The organism is Sandaracinus amylolyticus, from assembly GCF_021631985.1.
GTDB classification, from domain to species: Bacteria; Myxococcota_A; Polyangia; order Polyangiales; family Sandaracinaceae; genus Sandaracinus; species Sandaracinus amylolyticus_A.
In genome coordinates this window covers 2,267,365-2,283,734 of sequence record NZ_CP070225.1, presented here as the reverse complement: position 1 = coordinate 2,283,734, position 16,370 = coordinate 2,267,365, and the positions used below count along the sequence as shown (strand labels likewise).

The 16,370-nt window shown below is 71.5% G+C and carries 16 protein-coding genes; 13 read left to right on the top strand and 3 right to left on the bottom strand.

Translation table 11 applies throughout. The features are described 5' to 3' along the window. Nucleotides 1-30: 30 nt before the first annotated feature. On the top strand, nt 31-2,811 hold the full coding sequence (gene treY, locus I5071_RS09370; RefSeq protein WP_236605070.1) for a malto-oligosyltrehalose synthase: 2,781 nt from the start codon (nt 31-33) through the stop codon (nt 2,809-2,811). A 153-nt stretch (nt 2,812-2,964) separates the two neighbouring features. After that, nucleotides 2,965-3,231, top strand: a complete 267-nt coding sequence (locus tag I5071_RS09365; RefSeq protein WP_236605069.1) for a GlsB/YeaQ/YmgE family stress response membrane protein — start codon at nt 2,965-2,967, stop codon at nt 3,229-3,231. Between the two features lie 52 nt (nt 3,232-3,283). Here the strand turns inward: I5071_RS09365 and I5071_RS09360 are convergent, their stop codons facing one another. Next, the gene (locus I5071_RS09360) at nt 3,284-3,658 is read right to left on the bottom strand and encodes a hypothetical protein (protein WP_236605068.1); all 375 of its coding nucleotides are present in this window, start codon (nt 3,656-3,658) and stop codon (nt 3,284-3,286) included. Between the two features lie 173 nt (nt 3,659-3,831). On the opposite strand from I5071_RS09360, the gene I5071_RS09355 reads away from it, so the two are divergent. The 7 genes from I5071_RS09355 (at nt 3,832) to I5071_RS09325 (ending at nt 10,683) form a co-directional block, all read left to right on the top strand. Then, entirely contained in the window at nt 3,832-5,094 is a 1,263-nt protein-coding gene (locus tag I5071_RS09355) for a DNA topoisomerase IB (protein WP_236605067.1), read from the top strand. Nucleotides 5,095-5,112: 18 nt separating this feature from the next. Further along, a complete protein-coding gene (locus I5071_RS09350; protein ID WP_236605066.1) occupies nt 5,113-5,328 on the top strand; it encodes a hypothetical protein in 216 nt (71 codons plus the stop codon). A 50-nt stretch (nt 5,329-5,378) separates the two neighbouring features. Further along, complete coding sequence (locus tag I5071_RS09345) at nt 5,379-6,335, top strand: Ku protein (RefSeq protein WP_236605065.1); 957 nt, start codon at nt 5,379-5,381, stop codon at nt 6,333-6,335. Between the two features lie 17 nt (nt 6,336-6,352). Continuing rightward, the gene (gene ligD, locus I5071_RS09340) at nt 6,353-7,357 is read left to right on the top strand and encodes a non-homologous end-joining DNA ligase (RefSeq protein ID WP_236605064.1); all 1,005 of its coding nucleotides are present in this window, start codon (nt 6,353-6,355) and stop codon (nt 7,355-7,357) included. 40 nt (nt 7,358-7,397) lie between these two features. Beyond that, the gene (locus I5071_RS09335) at nt 7,398-7,835 is read left to right on the top strand and encodes a hypothetical protein (RefSeq protein ID WP_236605063.1); all 438 of its coding nucleotides are present in this window, start codon (nt 7,398-7,400) and stop codon (nt 7,833-7,835) included. A 216-nt stretch (nt 7,836-8,051) separates the two neighbouring features. Next, nucleotides 8,052-10,160 carry a glycogen debranching protein GlgX gene (glgX, locus tag I5071_RS09330; protein WP_419249645.1) on the top strand — a complete coding sequence of 703 codons (2,109 nt, stop codon included), beginning with the start codon at nt 8,052-8,054 and terminating at the stop codon, nt 10,158-10,160. Between the two features lie 64 nt (nt 10,161-10,224). Continuing rightward, nucleotides 10,225-10,683, top strand: coding sequence for a DUF2383 domain-containing protein (locus I5071_RS09325; RefSeq protein WP_236605061.1), 459 nt, complete (start codon nt 10,225-10,227; stop codon nt 10,681-10,683). Between the two features lie 77 nt (nt 10,684-10,760). Here the strand turns inward: I5071_RS09325 and I5071_RS09320 are convergent, their stop codons facing one another. Both I5071_RS09320 and I5071_RS09315 read right to left on the bottom strand, forming a co-directional pair. Further along, complete coding sequence (locus I5071_RS09320; protein ID WP_236605060.1) at nt 10,761-10,916, bottom strand: hypothetical protein; 156 nt, start codon at nt 10,914-10,916, stop codon at nt 10,761-10,763. 325 nt (nt 10,917-11,241) lie between these two features. Continuing rightward, a complete protein-coding gene (locus tag I5071_RS09315) occupies nt 11,242-11,412 on the bottom strand; it encodes a hypothetical protein (protein WP_236605059.1) in 171 nt (56 codons plus the stop codon). Between the two features lie 139 nt (nt 11,413-11,551). Between I5071_RS09315 and I5071_RS09310 the strand changes: the two genes are divergently transcribed. The 4 genes from I5071_RS09310 (at nt 11,552) to I5071_RS09295 (ending at nt 16,347) form a co-directional block, all read left to right on the top strand. After that, a complete protein-coding gene (locus I5071_RS09310) occupies nt 11,552-12,493 on the top strand; it encodes a transglutaminase family protein (RefSeq protein WP_236605058.1) in 942 nt (313 codons plus the stop codon). Between the two features lie 263 nt (nt 12,494-12,756). After that, on the top strand, nt 12,757-13,107 hold the full coding sequence (locus I5071_RS09305; protein ID WP_236605057.1) for a four helix bundle protein: 351 nt from the start codon (nt 12,757-12,759) through the stop codon (nt 13,105-13,107). A 115-nt stretch (nt 13,108-13,222) separates the two neighbouring features. Next, nucleotides 13,223-14,224: a hypothetical protein gene (locus tag I5071_RS09300; protein WP_236605056.1), complete on the top strand. Its 1,002-nt coding sequence runs from the start codon at nt 13,223-13,225 to the stop codon at nt 14,222-14,224. 95 nt (nt 14,225-14,319) lie between these two features. Beyond that, a complete protein-coding gene (locus I5071_RS09295) occupies nt 14,320-16,347 on the top strand; it encodes a prolyl oligopeptidase family serine peptidase (protein WP_236605055.1) in 2,028 nt (675 codons plus the stop codon). The last annotated feature ends 23 nt before the right edge of the window (nt 16,348-16,370 follow it).

Here is a 16,370-nt window from a genome sequence, read left to right as displayed (position 1 = left end):
GGGCTGGTGCCCAGGTGGTGGGCACCGCTCATGCGCGTCCCGCTCTCCACCTATCGCATCCAGCTGAGGCAAGGCGTCGATCTGCGCGCGGCGCGCGCGCTGCTCGACTACCTCGAGGCGCTCGGCGTGACCGACGTGTACCTCTCGCCGATCCTCGAGGCCGAGCCCGAGAGCACACACGGGTACGACGTCGTCTCGCACGAGCGCATCGATCCGGTGCTGGGCAGCGAGCGCGATCTCGAGGCGCTCGCACGCGACGCGCACGCGCGCGGGATGGGCGTGATCGTCGACTTCGTGCCCAACCACGTCAGCGTCGCGAGCGATCGCAACGCGCAGTGGCAGGACCTGCTGACGTACGGGCGCGGATCGAGCGCCGCGTCGTTCTTCGACGTCGAGTGGTCACCGCCGCGGATCGGGCTCGAGGGGCGCATCCTGCTGCCGATCCTCGGGGACATGTACGGGCGCGTGCTCGAGAGGGGCGAGCTGCGTCTCGCGCGGCACGGCGGGCACGTGCGGCTCGACTACTGGGAGCGCGCGCTGCCGCTCGCGCCCTCCACGCTCGCGCCGCTGGTGTCGAGCGCGGTCGAGCGCCTGCCCGAGATCGATCCGTCGCGCGCACGGCTCGCGAAGATCGCGCGCGCGCTCTCCGATCTGCCGGGCCCGCGCGCTGCGGATCCCGAGGCGGCGCGGCGAGCACGGGAGCTCGATCGCGCGCTCGCCGAGGCGATCGAGGACGACGCGCAGATCGCGGGCGCGATCGACGCGGCGGTCGCGGCGTACAACGGGTCGCCCGGCGATCCCTCGAGCTTCGACGCGCTGCACGCGATGGTCGAGAAGCAGGTGTACCGGCCCAGCGCGTGGCGCCTCGCGCTCGAGTCGATCAACTACCGCCGCTTCTTCGACGTCGATCACCTCGCGGCGATCCGCATGGAGCTGCCCGACGTGTTCGAGGCCGCGCACCGCACGCTGCTCTCGTGGATCGGCCGCGGGCTCGTCGATGGAGTGCGGCTCGATCACACCGACGGGCTCGCGGATCCCGCGGGGTACTTCGTCGCGCTGCAGGAGGGCGCGGCGCGCGCGCGAGGGGTGCAGGGGCGCGCGATCTGGGTGGTCGCCGAGAAGATCCTCGCGCAGCACGAGAAGCTGCCGTCGGGCTGGGCGATCGACGGCACGACGGGATACGAGACGGCGCGGATCTTCACCGGCGTGCTCGTCGATCCCCGCGGCGCCGCGCGCAACCTCGCGTTCCATCGACGCTTCACCGGCGACGGGCTCTCGTTCGAAGAGCACTCGTACGTGTCGAAGCGCATGGTGCTGCGCACGACCTTCGCGAGCGAGGTGCGCGCGCTCGCCGACGATCTCGAGCGCCTCGCAGCCGCCGATCGACAGTGGTGCGATCTGACGCCGAGCGCGCTGACCGTCGCGCTCGAGGAGACGATCGCGGCGTTTCCCACCTATCGCTCGTACGTGCGGCCCGACGGATCGCGCGAGCGCGACGACGACGCGCTGATCAAGAGAGCGCTGCGGCGCGCGCGCAAGCGCAGCCCGGAGCGCGTGGCGGACGCGTTCGACTTCCTCGAGCAGCTGCTGCTGGACACGTCGCTCGAGCCGGGCGGCACGCGCGCGCACCTCGTGATGCGCTTCCAGCAGCTCACCGGCCCCGCGACCGCGAAGGCGATCGAGGACACCGCGTTCTATCGGTTCGTGCCCTTCCTCGCCGCGAACGAGGTGGGCTCGGAGCCGGGCGCGCCCGCGGTGTCGGTCGAGGATCTGCACCGCGCGAACCTCGAGCGGCTCGAGCGATGGCCGGCGTCGATGACCACGACGTCGACGCACGACACCAAGCGCGGCGAGGACGCACGCGCGCGGCTCGCGGTGCTCGCGGAGCGCCCCGACATGTGGCGTCACGCGGTCGTGCGGTGGTCGCGCGCGCACGCCGACGCGCGCACGCAGCTCGAGGACGGGAGCCTCGCGCCGGTGCCGCGCGACGAGCTCCTCGTGTACCAGGCGCTGGTGGGCGCGTGGCCCGAGCGCGGCGACGAGCGCGCGGCGCTGCGCGAGCGGATGCTCGGGTTCGTCGAGAAGGCGCTGCGCGAGGCGAAGGAGCTCACGTCGTGGATCCGTCCCGACGCCGAGTACGAAGGCGCGACCAAGCGCTTCGTGGAGCGACTGCTCGACGACGCGTCGTTCGTCGCGGACGTGGACGCGCTGCTCGCGACGATCCGGAGCGCCGCGATCTCGAACTCGCTCGCGCAGGTGGTGCTGCGCACGGCGAGCCCCGGCGTGCCCGATCTCTATCAGGGCTCCGAGTCGTGGAATCTCTCGCTGGTGGACCCCGACAACCGGCGTCCCGTGGCCTTCGACGCGCTGCAGGCGACGCTCGAGCAGCTACGCGGGACGCGCGATCCCGAGGCGCTCGCGCGCGCGCTGATCGCCACACCGAGCGACGGTCGCGTGAAGCTCTTGGTCACGCACCGCGCGCTCGATGCACGGCGTCGCGCGCCCGAGCTGTATCTGCGCGGCGCGTACGTCCCGCTCGCGGCAGACGAGCACACCGTCGCGTTCGCGCGGATGCTCGACGCGCACGCGCACGTCGCGATCACGACGCGCCTCCCGTTCGCGCTCGCGGGCGAGCGCATGCCGATCGGCGAGGTGTGGGGCGAGCGCCGGGTTCGCGGCGACGCGCTCGGAGACGGGATGCGCTTCGTCGACGTGCTCACCGGACGCACGCACGACGCGCGAGACGGGCTGCGTCTCGCGGAGGTGCTCGCGGTGCTGCCCTGCGCAGTGCTCGAGCGCGCCGCGGGCTGATGCATCGCGCGCCACACGCGCGGCGTCGCGCCGCGGCCGGGTGGGCGCGTTCCGGGCCCCGTCGTGATGGCCCTTCGGTTGCTCGCTGAGGGCTCGGGGTCCTCCGCGTGATCGAGCGCGATCACGGCCGCGACCGGAAGGGGTCACCACACCATGATCGTCCTCGTCCTCACGTGGATCGCGTTCGGGTTGCTCGTCGGCTTGATGGCGCGCGCGATCATGCCGGGGCGGCAGTCGATGGGCCTCGTGCCGACGACGCTGCTCGGGGTCGTGGGCGCGTTCATCGGAGGCCTGATCGGCAACCTGCTGGTCGGGCAGAGCGTGCTCGCGCTTCACCCCGCGAGCTTCATCGGCAGCGTCGTGGGCGCGCTGATCGTGCTCGCGATCGTCGGCATGGGCTCGCGCCGCCTCGCGACCTGAGCGCCGTGCGAACGCCGTCGTGGCCGCGGCCACGACGGCGTGCCCGACGCGGCTACATCCGGGCGCTCTTCGCGATGCTGCGCGACGCGCGCTTGGCGCGCGAGCTCGCGCGTCCCGCGGCGGCCGAGACCTTGCGCACCGCGCTCTTCACGGCGCCGCGCACGCTCTTCGCCTTGGCGCGCGTGCTCGCGGTCGCCGCGCGCTTGGTGGTCGCGCGCTTGCGCGTGCTCGTCGTCGCGCGCTTCGCCGCGCCGGTGGTCGTGCGCTTGGTCGCGCCCGCGCGCTTCGCCACGCTCGTCGACGCGCGCTTGGTCGTGCCCCGCTTCGCGGTCTTCTTCGTGGCGCTCGTCACGCGCGCGGCGCGACGCCCCGTGCTGCGCGCCGCCGACGAGCTGCGTTGCTGGGAGGTCTTCTTCGCTCCGGCCATCTCTCGCTCCTTCGTTCGTTCGGGCGCGCGCCGCCACTGCGACGGCCGCGCTGCGGGGGCGCGTTCGAGCAGGTTCCGTACCGCGAGAGGGGCGACGCGCGTCGAGGTCCTCCGGTGCGAGGCACGACGCACCGCCTTCGCCGTGGCACGTCCGCTGCGATGCGCCCTACGGCATGGGCGCCCACGCTTCCGAGGCCGCGCAGCTGCTCGCGGACGCGGTGGAGTCCGCGCGCTCCGCGGGCCTGCACCACGTGAGCGACGAGCAGCCCGGGATTCGTCGTGTGCCGACGCGCTCGCCGCGCCGCTTCCGCTACGTGGATCCGGACGAGAACGAGGTGGAGGACGAGGCGACGCTCGCGCGCATCGACGCGCTGCGCATCCCGCCTGCGTGGACCGACGTGTGGATCTGTCGCGACCCGCGAGGGCACATCCAGGCGACCGGACGCGACGCGCGCACGCGCAAGCAGTACCGCTATCACGAGCGCTGGCGCGACGTGCGAGACGCCACGAAATTCGAGAAGATCCTCGACTTCGCGCGCGCGCTCCCGGCGATCCGCGCGCGCGTCACGACGGACCTCGGCAGGCGCGAGCTCTCGCGCGAGCGCGTGCTCGCGACCGCGGTGCGCCTGCTCGACACCACCGCCATCCGCGTGGGCAACGAGGAGTACACGCGCGAGAACCACTCCTACGGCCTGACCACGCTGACCCGCCGTCACGTGAGGCTGCGTGGCGACGAGATCGCCTTTCATTTCCGGGGAAAGAGCGGCAAGGAGCGCTTCGTCTCGGTGCGCGATCCGCGCGTCGCGCGCGTCGTGCGCACGTGCGTCGAGCTGCCCGGACAGGTGCTCCTGAAGTACCGCGCGGAGGACGGCTCGCTCCACGCGATCCACTCGCACGACGTGAACGCGTACCTGCGCGAAGCAGCGGGCGACGACTTCACCGCGAAGGACTTCCGCACGTGGTCCGCGACCGTGCTCGCCGGCCTCGCGCTGCGGCGGATCTGCAGCGGAGACGCGCCGCCGCGCTCCGTCGACAAGCAGGTCGTCGCCGCGATCAAGGCGGTCGCCGAGGTGCTCGGCAACACGCCTTCGGTCTGCCGCAAATGCTACGTGCACCCGCTCGTCCTCGAGGCGCACGTGGACGGCGCGCTGCTCGCGTCGATCGAGCGCTCGCTCGCGCGCGCCAAGGATCCGCCGGGGCACGGCCTGCGGCCCGAGGAGGCAGCGGTGCTGACGTTCCTGCGAAGGCGGCTGCACGTCGACGGCACGGTGCGCGCGCGACCGAAGAAGCAGGCGCGCGAGCTCCGCAGCGCGGCACGCGCGCCGGCGCCGCGATCACCGCGGACGCGCGCGCCGCGCCCGAGCGATCGCGAGGCACGTCGCCTCGCACGTGGCGCTGGCCCCCGATCCACTCGCGCACACTCCGTGGATCGGTGATTGCGAATCCGCGAGGTCATGCAGACCACGAGAGCTCCGCACGCGAGCGCCGCGGACGTCCAGCCTCCTCCGCCCGCGCCCGTCGATCCCGCGCACACGCCGGAGAACGATCCCGACGCGCCGAACCCCGGTGATCCCGGTCCGCCCGTCCCCTCGCCGAGTCAGCCGCGCCTCGACGATCCGCTCTGCGATCCCCGCCTGCCCACGATCGAGCCGCCCCCGCGCGGCATCTGATCGCGGAGTTTGCTTCGTCGTCCTTCGAATCCGCTTCCCGGAGTCAGCACATGGCGACCCGACGAACCCGCAGCAGCACCACCACGAAGACCAAGCGCACGAGCTCGAAGCAGGCGGCGCGCACCGCGACCGCGAAGAAGCACGACGACGCGGAGCACGCGGAGGGCGGCGCCAAGGGCGTGCCGCGCGCGCTGTGGACCGGCTCGATCGGGTTCGGCCTGCTCCAGATCCCGGTGAGCCTCCACACCGCGAGCGCGACGCAGGAGCTGCGCTTCCACCAGCTCGACGACCGCACGCTCGATCCGATCGGCTACAAGCGCGTGAACAAGGCGACCGGCGAAGAGGTCGAGTGGGAGCACATCGTCCGCGGCTACGAGGTCGAGAAGGGCGAGTTCGTCGTCATCACCGACGAGGACCTGCAGGCCGCAGACGTCGAGGCGACGCAGACGATCGACATCGTCGACTTCGTCGATCGCGAGGCGATCCAGCCGGTCTGGTTCGACAAGCCGTACTACCTCGCGCCGCTCAAGCGCGCCGAGCGCGCGTACGCGCTCTTCCGCGAAGCGCTGGTGCGCACGAACCGGGTCGCGATCGCCAAGGTGGTGATCCGCACGCGGCAGCACCTCGCGATGGTCTACGCGCACAAGCGCGCGCTCGTGCTCGAGATCCTGCGCTGGTCGCACGAGCTGCGATCGCCGAAGGGGCTCGACCTGCCCGAGGAGGATCTGTCGTCGCTGAAGGTCGGTGATCGCGAGCTCGAGATGGCCGAGGAGCTCGTCACGCGCATGAGCAGCGACTGGGACCCCGGGCGCTACCAGGACGACTACCGCGAAGCGGTGCTGCAGATGATCGAGGAGAAGGCGCGCAGCGGGAAGGTCACCGAGGTGCGCCATCCCACCGAGCGCGAGGCGCCGGCGAAGGCCTCGGATCTCGTCGCGCTGCTGCGCAAGAGCCTCGAGAGCACCGGCGACGAGAAGCCCGGCAAGAAGAAGGGACGCGCGGCGTGAGGCCGTAGCGGAGAACGATGCCGCGCGCGCTCTCGAGCACGACCCCGCGACGGACGAGCAAGCGCGGTGCGCTGCCCGAGGTCGAGGCGCAGCTCGCGACGCTGGTCGACGAGCCGCCCGAGGGCGACGCGTGGCTGCACGAGATCAAGTTCGACGGCTATCGCGCCCTCGCCTATCTCGATCACGGCGACGTGCGGCTCGTCTCGCGCAACGGGCTCTCGTTCAACGAGCGCTTCGCGCCGGTGTGCGCGGCGCTCGCGCGCTTGCCGATCGAGCGCGCGATCCTCGACGGCGAGCTCTGCGCGATCGACGAGGCGGGGCGCACGCACTTCGAAGCGCTGCAGCAGGGCGGGCGGCACGGGCTGGTGTACTTCGTGTTCGATCTGCTCTTCGAGGGCGACGAGGATCTGCGGCGGCTGCCGCTGATCGAGCGCAAGGAGCGGCTCGCGCGGCTCTTGCCCGAGACCTCGCGAGGAATGGTGCGGCGCGCCGAGCACGTGCGCGGCGACGGCGCGTCGTTCCTCGACGCCGCGGCGAAGCTCGGGCTCGAGGGGTTGATCGCGAAGCGCGTCGATCGCCCGTACCTCGCGGGACGATCGCTCGACTGGCAGAAGGTGAAGGTCCAGCAGCGCGAGGAGCTCGTGATCGTCGGCTTCACGCCGCCGAAGGGCGCGCGGCAGCGATTCGGATCGCTCCTGCTCGGCACCGTCGATCCCGAGCGCGATGGATCGCTGCGCTACGCGGGCAAGGTCGGGACCGGGTTCGACACCCACACGCTCGAGGATCTCTACGAGCGCATGGTGCCGCTCCGCGTGGAGGAACCGCCGGTGATCGATCCGCCGCGCGAGAAGGGCGCGACGTGGATCCGCCCCGAGCTCGTCGCCGAGGTCCGCTACACCGAGTGGACCCGCGACGGAAAGCTGCGCCACCCCGCGTTCCTCGGGATGCGCGAGGACAAGCGCGCGAGCGACGTGAGGAGAGAGCGCGCGACCACGACGACCGGCCGCGCGCGTCGTCGCTGATCCACGGGACCGGCGCACGTCGGTCCGCTACTCATGCGCGATGAGCGAGACACTGACCGACGCCGAGCTCGACGAGATCGAGCGCCGCTGTGAAGCGGCGACCGGCGGACCGTGGACTGCGTTCGTCGAAGGACGCGATCACTTTGGGGGCTCGAGCATCGTTCGCACGGCGGGCGAGGACATCGAGATGTCGGGCGCTTCGGAGGCCGACTACGACTTCATCGCCCACGCGCGTCAGGACCTGCCGCGTTTGCTCGCGGAGCTTCGAGCGCTTCGCGCGGCATCGCGCTCGAGGAGTGTCCGGGAGCTCGGCGGCGAGATCTGGAGCGAGCTGCGCCGTCTCCCCGAGAGCGACCTACGGTGGGACGTGAACGAGGCGGTGGTCGATATCGTGATCGGCGTCCTCGCTCGACACGTCGGGTCGATGCTCTTGAACGACGCCGATCTCCCGGTCGAGCCGCTGCCGCCGCGCGAATGACGCGTACGAGGCACTGCGCCTCCGATCGAGACGCTGCGCCCCACTCGGTGACGCGTGAAAGCACGCATGTGGCTCGTTTCTCGCGAGGCACGAGCGCTGCAATCCGCCCTCGGCCCCCTTTCGTGCGGGGCCCAGGATGGAGCTCACCACGTGATCGCGAAGGACCCCGGAGACGTCGTCTATTCGCCCCCTCCGCAGGCCGGCGCCCAGCGCCGCGTGCGACCCGGATCGCCCTACCCGCTGGGCGCCACGTTCGACGGTCGAGGCACCAACTTCGCGCTCTACTCGGAGAACGCGGAGGCGGTCGAGCTCTGCCTCGTCGATCCCGAAGGACGCGAGACGCGCGTGCCGCTGCGCTACCAGACCGCGTTCGTCTGGCACGCGTACGTCGAAGGCGTGAATCCCTGCCAGCGCTACGGCTTCCGCGTGCACGGCCCCTACGATCCGAAGCGCGGGCTGCGCTTCAACCCGAAGGTGCGCGTGCTCGATCCCTACGCGCGCGCGATCGACGGCCTCGAGCGGCGCGATGCGGGCCTCTTCGCGTTCGAGCTGCTGCACAAGGATCGCGATCTCGTGCCCTCGCAGAGCGAGGCGAACGGCGCGCCGCTCGGCGTGGTGTGCGACTCGCACTACGACTGGGAAGGCGACGCGCCGCTGCGCACCGCGTTCGCGCAGACCGTCATCTACGAGGCGCACGTGAAGGGGCTCACGTTCCGCCATCCCGAGATCCCCGAGCCGGTCCGCGGCACGTACCTCGGCGTCGCGCACCCCGCGATGATCGAGCACTACCAGAAGCTCGGCGTGACCGCGGTCGAGCTCATGCCGGTGCACGCGTTCACCGACAACGGGTTCCTGCTCGATCGCGGGCTGCGCAACTACTGGGGCTACAACACGCTCAACTTCTTCGCGCCCGACGTCCGCTATCGCTCCGGCGACGGCCTCGCGACCGAGGTGCGGCAGTTCAAGGAGATGGTGAAGCAGCTCCACCGCGCCGGCATCGAGGTGATCCTCGACGTCGTCTACAACCACACCGCGGAGGGCAATCACCTCGGGCCGACGATGTCGTTCAAGGGCATCGACAACCCGACGTACTACCGGCTCGTGCCCGACGATCCGCGCTTCTACTTCGACTACACGGGCACCGGGAACACGCTCAACATGCGTCATCCCCAGACCCTGCAGCTCGTGATGGACTCGCTGCGCTACTGGGTGGAGGAGATGCACGTCGACGGCTTCCGCTTCGATCTCGCGAGCGCGCTCGCGCGAGGTCTGCACGAGGTCGATCAGCTCTCGAGCTTCTTCACGATCATCCACCAGGACCCGGTGCTCTCGCAGGTGAAGCTCATCGCGGAGCCCTGGGACGTCGGCGCCGGCGGGTACCAGGTGGGCCACTTCCCGGTGCGCTGGGCCGAGTGGAACGGGAAGTACCGCGACACGATCCGCGCGTTCTGGCGCGGCGACGGCGGCATCGCGGCGGAGCTCGGATATCGGCTCACGGGCTCGAGCGACCTCTATCAGCGCAACGGCCGCGCGCCCTACCAGTCGATCAACTTCGTGACCGCGCACGACGGGTTCACGCTGCGCGACCTCGTCTCGTACAACCACAAGCACAACGAGGCGAACGGCGAGGACAACCGCGACGGCAACGACGACGAGCGCTCGTGGAACTGCGGCGTCGAGGGCGACACCGACGACGCGAACGTGAAGACGCTGCGCGCGCGCCAGATGCGCAACCTGCTCTCGACGCTCGCGTTCTCGTGCGGCACGCCGATGCTCGTCGCGGGCGACGAGCTCGCGCGCACCCAGCGCGGCAACAACAACGCGTACTGCCAGGACAACGAGATCAGCTGGATCGACTGGAGCCTCGACGACGAGGGGCGCGCGCTGCTCGCGTTCACGCAGCGCGTGCTGCGCATCCGGCGCGAGCACCCGAACCTGCGTCGCGAGGACTTCTTCCGAGGCCGTCGCATCCGCGGCACCGACGTGCACGACATCATGTTCTTCCGGCACGACGGCGCGCAGATGAGCGACGAGGACTGGGCGAACCCGGTCACGTCGAGCCTCGCGGTGTTCCTCGCGGGCGAAGGCGTCGGTGCGGTCGACGAGAACGGCGATCCGCAGCTCGACGACGATCTGCTGCTGCTGCTCAACGGCAGCGCCGCGGACCTCGACTTCCACCTCGCCGACGTCGGCACCGAGCGCGCGTGGGAGCTGCTGCTCGACACGACGAACGACGGCGCGCAGGAGCGGCGCGCGCCGGGCGAGGTGACGAAGCTCGTCGGCCGCTCGGTGAAGCTCTTCTGTCGCCCGCGCTCGAGCGCGTGATCGCGGGCACGAGCGATGCACCGCAGCGACGTGCCGAAACACGTCAGAAGCGAAGGAGGACGCGATGCAGAACGTGCAGGTGACCCGCACGACGACGACGAGCGAGGTCGATCAGCTGAACTCGTTCCTGCGCGGTGAGATCAGCGCGGTCGAGACGTACCGGCAGGTGATCGATCGCCTGGGCAGCCTTCCCGAGGCGGCGGAGCTACGCGACTGCATGCGCTCGCACGAGCACCGCGTGATGCGCCTGCGCGAGGAGATCCAGCGACGCGGCGGCGTCGCCGCGGAGAGCTCGGGCCCGTGGGGCGCGTTCGTGAAGATGATCGAGGGCGGCGCGAAGGCGTTCGGGCCGAAGGCGGCGATCGCGGTGCTCGAGCAGGGCGAGGACCACGGGCGCAACGACTACCAGCGCGATCTCGGTGGGCTCTCGCGCGAGGGGAAGATCCTGGTCGAGCAGTATCTGCTGCCCGAGCAGCTGCGGACGCATGCGGTGATCAGTCGGCTGAAGCGGATGTTGCCCTGAGGAGGGGCCGCGCGACACGCAGATGCAGAAGAGGCCGGGCGCGTTCGCGTCCGGCCTCTTCGCAATTCGGCGCCGCGTCACGCCTGCGCGACGAACATCGGCGACGGCTCGCGCTGGAACGCTCCGCTCTCGAGCGCGCTCCACGCGCCGGGGGCGACCACGAACGCGTCGGGCTCGCGCGATGCGGGCGTGAGCCATCCGCGATCGACGCACCACCAGAAGGCTGCGTGCATGCGCCAGGGCGGAACCGGCGAGCAGCGCATGATCACGTCCACCTCGTAGACGCTCTCACGACCGCCCTTGCTGAGCGATCGCAGCGCGGCCGCGAGTGCACGCAGGACGGCGGGGTCCGGAGTCTCGTGGCGTACGGTGTCGGTTCCAGGGTCGTCAGCGAGGTCGATCCTCACAGCAGTGCCTCCTTCGCCGGTCGTTCGTTCATTCGTTCGGTTCCCGTCCGTGTCTCGTCGTCTCGCCCGAGTCGTCGCGTCGCCACGGTTCACGCGTGGCGATGTTCCTCGCCGCCACGCGCGCATCACCGCGACGAGGCACATCGCCCCGTCACGCTTCTCGACGTGGCCGCGGCGGCGAGAGCAGCGCGATGATCGTCAACACCACGAAGCCGGCGACGAGGGCCCCCGCGAGCGCGCCGATGCCCTCGACGATCCCCGCGAACCCGAGGAACGCGGCGATCAACGCGGCGGCGACGAACACGGCGATCCAGGCCTTCATCACGGGCTCCTCGGCTGCCTCGAGCCGCGCGTGTGGGTGCACGGTGGATGCCACCTTCTCCACGTTCACGGGGCACGACGGCGCACGAGGCGCGCGGCACGCGACCTGCGAACGACGCGTGTCTCGGAGAACGAGGCGGATGAGGCGGTTCAGGATCGAGCACCGGACGGTGTACCGCTATGCGCGCGCGGTCTCGTTCGGGCCCCACCGACTGCTGCTGCGACCCAAGGAGGGGCCCGATCTCCGCGTGCTGCGCGCGAGCATCCAGGCGATCCCCGGCGCGTCGCTGCGGTGGGGCGAGGACGCGCTCGGCAACATCGTCGCGCACGCCACGTTCGCGCAGCGCGCGCGCACGCTCGTCATCGAGAGCACGCTCGAGGTCGAGCACGCGGGCGAGGAGTCGCCAGCGCAGCTCGCGTGCGCATCGGTGAAGCTCCCCGTGAGCTACTCGGCGATCGAAGCGCCGGACCTCCAGCGCGCGATGACGCGGCACTCGCCCGATCCGCAGGGCTGCGTGGACGCGTGGGCGCGCCGCTTCGTGCGTACGAGCGGCGACACACCGGCGCTCGAGCTGCTCGAGGGCATGGTGCGCGCGGTCCACGACGAGCTGCGCTGGGAGCCGCGCGACGAAGAGGGCACGCAGATGCCGCTCGAGACGCTCGCGCGAGGCGTGGGCGCGTGCCGCGACTTCGCGCTGCTGGTGATCGAGGCGTGCCGCAGCCTGGGCCTCGCGGCGCGCTTCGTGAGCGGGTACCTCTACGATCCGAGCCGCGACGTGGAGCCCGCGCCGCGCGGCGGCGCGACGCACGCGTGGGTGCAGGTCTACCTGCCGGGCGCGGGATGGATCGAGCTCGATCCGACGCACGGCCGCGTGGGCAACGCGCACCTCGTGCGGGTCGCGGTCGCGCGCGATCCGGCGTCGCTCGCGCCGATCACGGGGACCTGGATCGGGTTCCCGGGAGATGCGATCGGGATGGAGGTCGACGTGCAGGTGCGCGCCGTGCGCGACGTCGACGAGTCGGGCGCGCGGCGGCTGCCGGGACGCGGCGCGGAGGAAGTTGCGCCGCGGCGGGCGGGATAGGCGAGGCCGAGTCCGAGTCCGAGTCCGAGTCCGAGGCCGAGTCCGAGTCCGAGGCCTTCGAGCGCTCGAGTGCGCCGCCGGCGCGCATCGCTCGCGCCGCCGAACGACGGGCGTCACGAGCGGTGCGCGCTTCGTCGGCGGAACGTGCGTTCTTCGGAGAGAGCGCACGACTGGGACCCTTTCCTCCTCGCCGTCTCTCTCCGGAGCACCGGGCTTCGCCCTCGCGGTGCGTGCTCCGGAGAGCGCCAGCGAGGAGGGCGAGAATGAGCGGGAACGAAGGTGTGCTGGACGTCGAGGTGGTGGCCGAACGCGCGGTCGCTCGACTGGGCGAGAATGCAGAGCGGCTGAAGCTGCGCAGTCGATGGCTGGCCGATCAGGTCGAGCGCGCGGCGGGAAGTCTGCTGCTCAATCTCGGCGAGCAGCGACACAACGCGCGCGGCAATCGACGACTGCGCATCGAGACCGCAGCCGGCAGCGCGAGCGAGCTGCGACGCGCGCTGAGATTCGCGTGCCTGTACCGGCACCTCGACGCGGGCGTGTGCGAGGAGATCGATCGCGATCTCGACCGCGTGCTCGCGATGCTCTGGCGGATGCGTCAGCGCTGCGGCGGGTAGACGACGGATCCGGAGGTCGGCCTCGGCCTCGGTCTCGGTCCGGACCCCGTCGAAACTGCTCACACGAGCAGGTGCGCTCGGCTCGCCTCGACGTGGGCTGCTAGCCTGCGCGCCTATGACGCGAGCCACTCTGCGTGCTTCGTTGGTGCTCTTCGCGATCCTCGCCGGCTGCGGCAGCACCGCCGAAGAGCCCGCGAACGAAGCGACGAGCGGGAGCGAGACCGAGGTCGCGCGGGGGCCCAGCGGGCCGCCGCCGAGCTTCCTGCCCGCGGGCACCAAGGTCATCGCGCGGCTCGACATGGCGCGCGTGCGGCGCTCGCCGCTCGCGCTCGACATCGCGTCGGCGATCCGATCGACGACGACGTGGCAGCGCCTCGCCGGCAGCTCGGGCGTCGACCCGGTGCAGGACTTCGACGCGATCCTGGTCGGCGGCGATGCCGTGTACAGCGATCGCCGCGTGGTCGTGCTGCGGCACCCGCACACCGAGGCGGACGTGCGGCAGCGGCTGCTCGCGATGGCCGTCGATCGCGGCTCGCAGCCGGCGTGGCGCGACGTGGGTGGCTTCGCCGCGATCGCGTGGCCGATGGAGCGCACGACGGTGCCCTACTCGCTCGTGATCACCGCGCCCCACGAGCTCGTGCTCGCGCCCGACGACGATCTCGAGCGCATCGCATCGGTGGCGCGCGATCACGCGCTGCGTCGGCCCGAGGGCAGCGAAGAGGCGCTCGAGCCGCAGCTCACGTCGATGCGCGAGGGCGAGATCGCGACGATGCTCGTCGGCGTGCCGCTCCCTGCGCGCGAGGGATATCCGACGCCGCCCCAGCGCACGAACGTGCTCGTCGACGAGGGCCCCGACGGACGCGCGGTGATCGCGATCGATGCGCAGTTCGCGAGCGAGGCCGAGGCGAGCGCAGCCCAGACGTGGCTCGATCAGCAGCGCGCGTACTACGCGTCGCAGATGATGGTGCGCGCGATCGGGATGCACCGGCCGCTCGAGGAGGCGACCGTCGCGGTGCAGGGCACGCAGCTCGCGCTCGGCACGCACCTCACGACCGAAGAGCTGCGCCGCATGCTCGGCCTCATGGCGCTCTCGCAGGTGGCGCAGGTCGCGCCCTGAGCGCGAGTCCAGGTCCTGGACTTCCGAGTCCAGGTCCTGGACTTCCGAGTCCAGGTCCCCGGACTCGTGACGCGCGCGCTATGGTCGCGCGCGACATGACGAGCACACGACACCGCCTCACCGCGCTGCTCCTCGCGACGACGATCGCGGGATGCGGCGCGACGTGCCCACCCTCGACGCACACCACCGCGACGACCGCCGCCGAAGAGCCTGCGCCCCAGGCCGAGCCCTCCGCCGGCGGCGAGCCCGCGCCGAGCGCCGACACGAGCGCGATGGTCGTGCTCGACGGCACGCCCGAGATCCCGCCCGCGCTGCACGCGCGCCTGCAGCAGTACCTCGAGACCCGCGCCGCGACCGCCGAGTCGATCGCCGCCGACGGCTCGTCGCTGCTGGTCACGACGCGCTTCGCCGACACCGCGCAGGTGCACCAGGTGCGCGCGCCGCTCGGCGATCGACACCAGCTCACGTTCGGCGAAGAGCCGGTGCGCGCCGCGGCGTTCTATCCGAACGACGAGAACGCCGTGCTCTACCAGGCCGACGTCGGGGGCTCCGAGAACTACCAGCTCTATCGCCTCGATCGCCGCACCGGGCGCTCGACGCTGCTCACCGACGGGACGCACCGCCACCCCGGGTTCCTCTTCTCGCACGACGGCGCGCGCCTCGCGTACACGAGCAACGCGCGCAACGAGCGCGACATCGACGTGTGGGTCGGCGACGGGCGGACGCCGGGTGAGCTCCTCGTGGAGCGCACCGGCGACTGGCACCTGCTCGACTGGTCGCGCGACGGAGCGCGCATCCTGCTGCTCGAGTACGTGTCGATCACCGACTCGCGCATCCACCTGCTCGACGTGGCGACGCGCGAGGTGCGGCGCATCTCGCCCGAGGGCGTGACCGCGGCCGATCGCGCCGCGGTGTTCGATGCGAGCGGTCAGCGCGCGTACATCGCGTCCGATCGCGGCAGCGAGTTCGTCGAGCTCTACGAGGTGGACCTCGCGAGCCCGGCGAGCGAGTGGCGCCCGCTGTCGCGCGCGATCCCGTGGAACGTCGAGGACGTCGTGCTCTCGGCGGACGGGCGCACGCTCGTGTTCTCGACGAACGAGGACGGCATCTCGGTGCTGCGCACGATGGACGCCCGCACGCGCCGCATCACGGCGATCGAGGGCACGCCGCGCGGCGTCGTCGCGTCGCTGGTCGCCGCCCGCAACGCCCCGATGGTCGCGGTGTCGATGGGCACCGCGACCACGCCGGTCGACGCGTACGTGCTCGATCTTCGGCGCCGTCGCCTCGAGCGCTGGACCGAGAGCGAGATCGGCGGGCTCGACGCGAGCGCGTTCGTCGAGCCCTCGCTGATCCACTACACGAGCTTCGACGGCCGCGAGATCCCCGCGTTCTACTACCGCGCGCGCGGCGTGGCCGAGGGCACGCGCGCCCCGGTCGTCGTCTACATCCACGGCGGGCCCGAGGCGCAGTCGCGCCCGTGGTTCATCCCGATCGTGCAGTTCCTCGCGAGCGAGGCGGGCATCGCGGTGCTGGTGCCGAACGTCCGTGGGAGCGACGGCTACGGCAAGGGCTACCTCGCGCTCGACGACGGCCTCCACCGCGAGGACTCGGTGCGCGACATCGGCTCGCTGCTCGACTGGATCGCGCAGCAGCCGGAGCTCGACGCGTCGCGCGCCGCGGTCTACGGCGGAAGCTACGGCGGGTACATGGTGCTCGCGTCGCTGGTGCACTTCGGCGATCGACTGCGCGCGGGCGTGGACATCGTCGGCATCGCGAACTTCGTCACGTTCCTCGAGAACACCGCGGCCTACCGGCGCGATCTGCGCCGCGTGGAGTACGGCGACGAGTCGAACGCGGAGATGCGCACGTTCCTCGCGCAGATCTCGCCGATCTCGCGGGTCGAGCGCATCCAGAGCGCGCTCTTCGTCGCGCACGGCGCGAACGATCCGCGGGTGCCGGCGAGCGAGGCCGAGCAGATCGTGCGCGCGGTGCGCGCGAGCGGGCACGACGTCTGGTACATGCTCGCGCGCAACGAGGGGCACGGGTTCTTGAGGAAGGAGAACCGCGACGTGTTCACGGAGCTCGCGGTGATGTTCCTCGAGCAGCATCTCGCAGCGCACTGAGCAGCGGTGGAACGGCCGAGCAC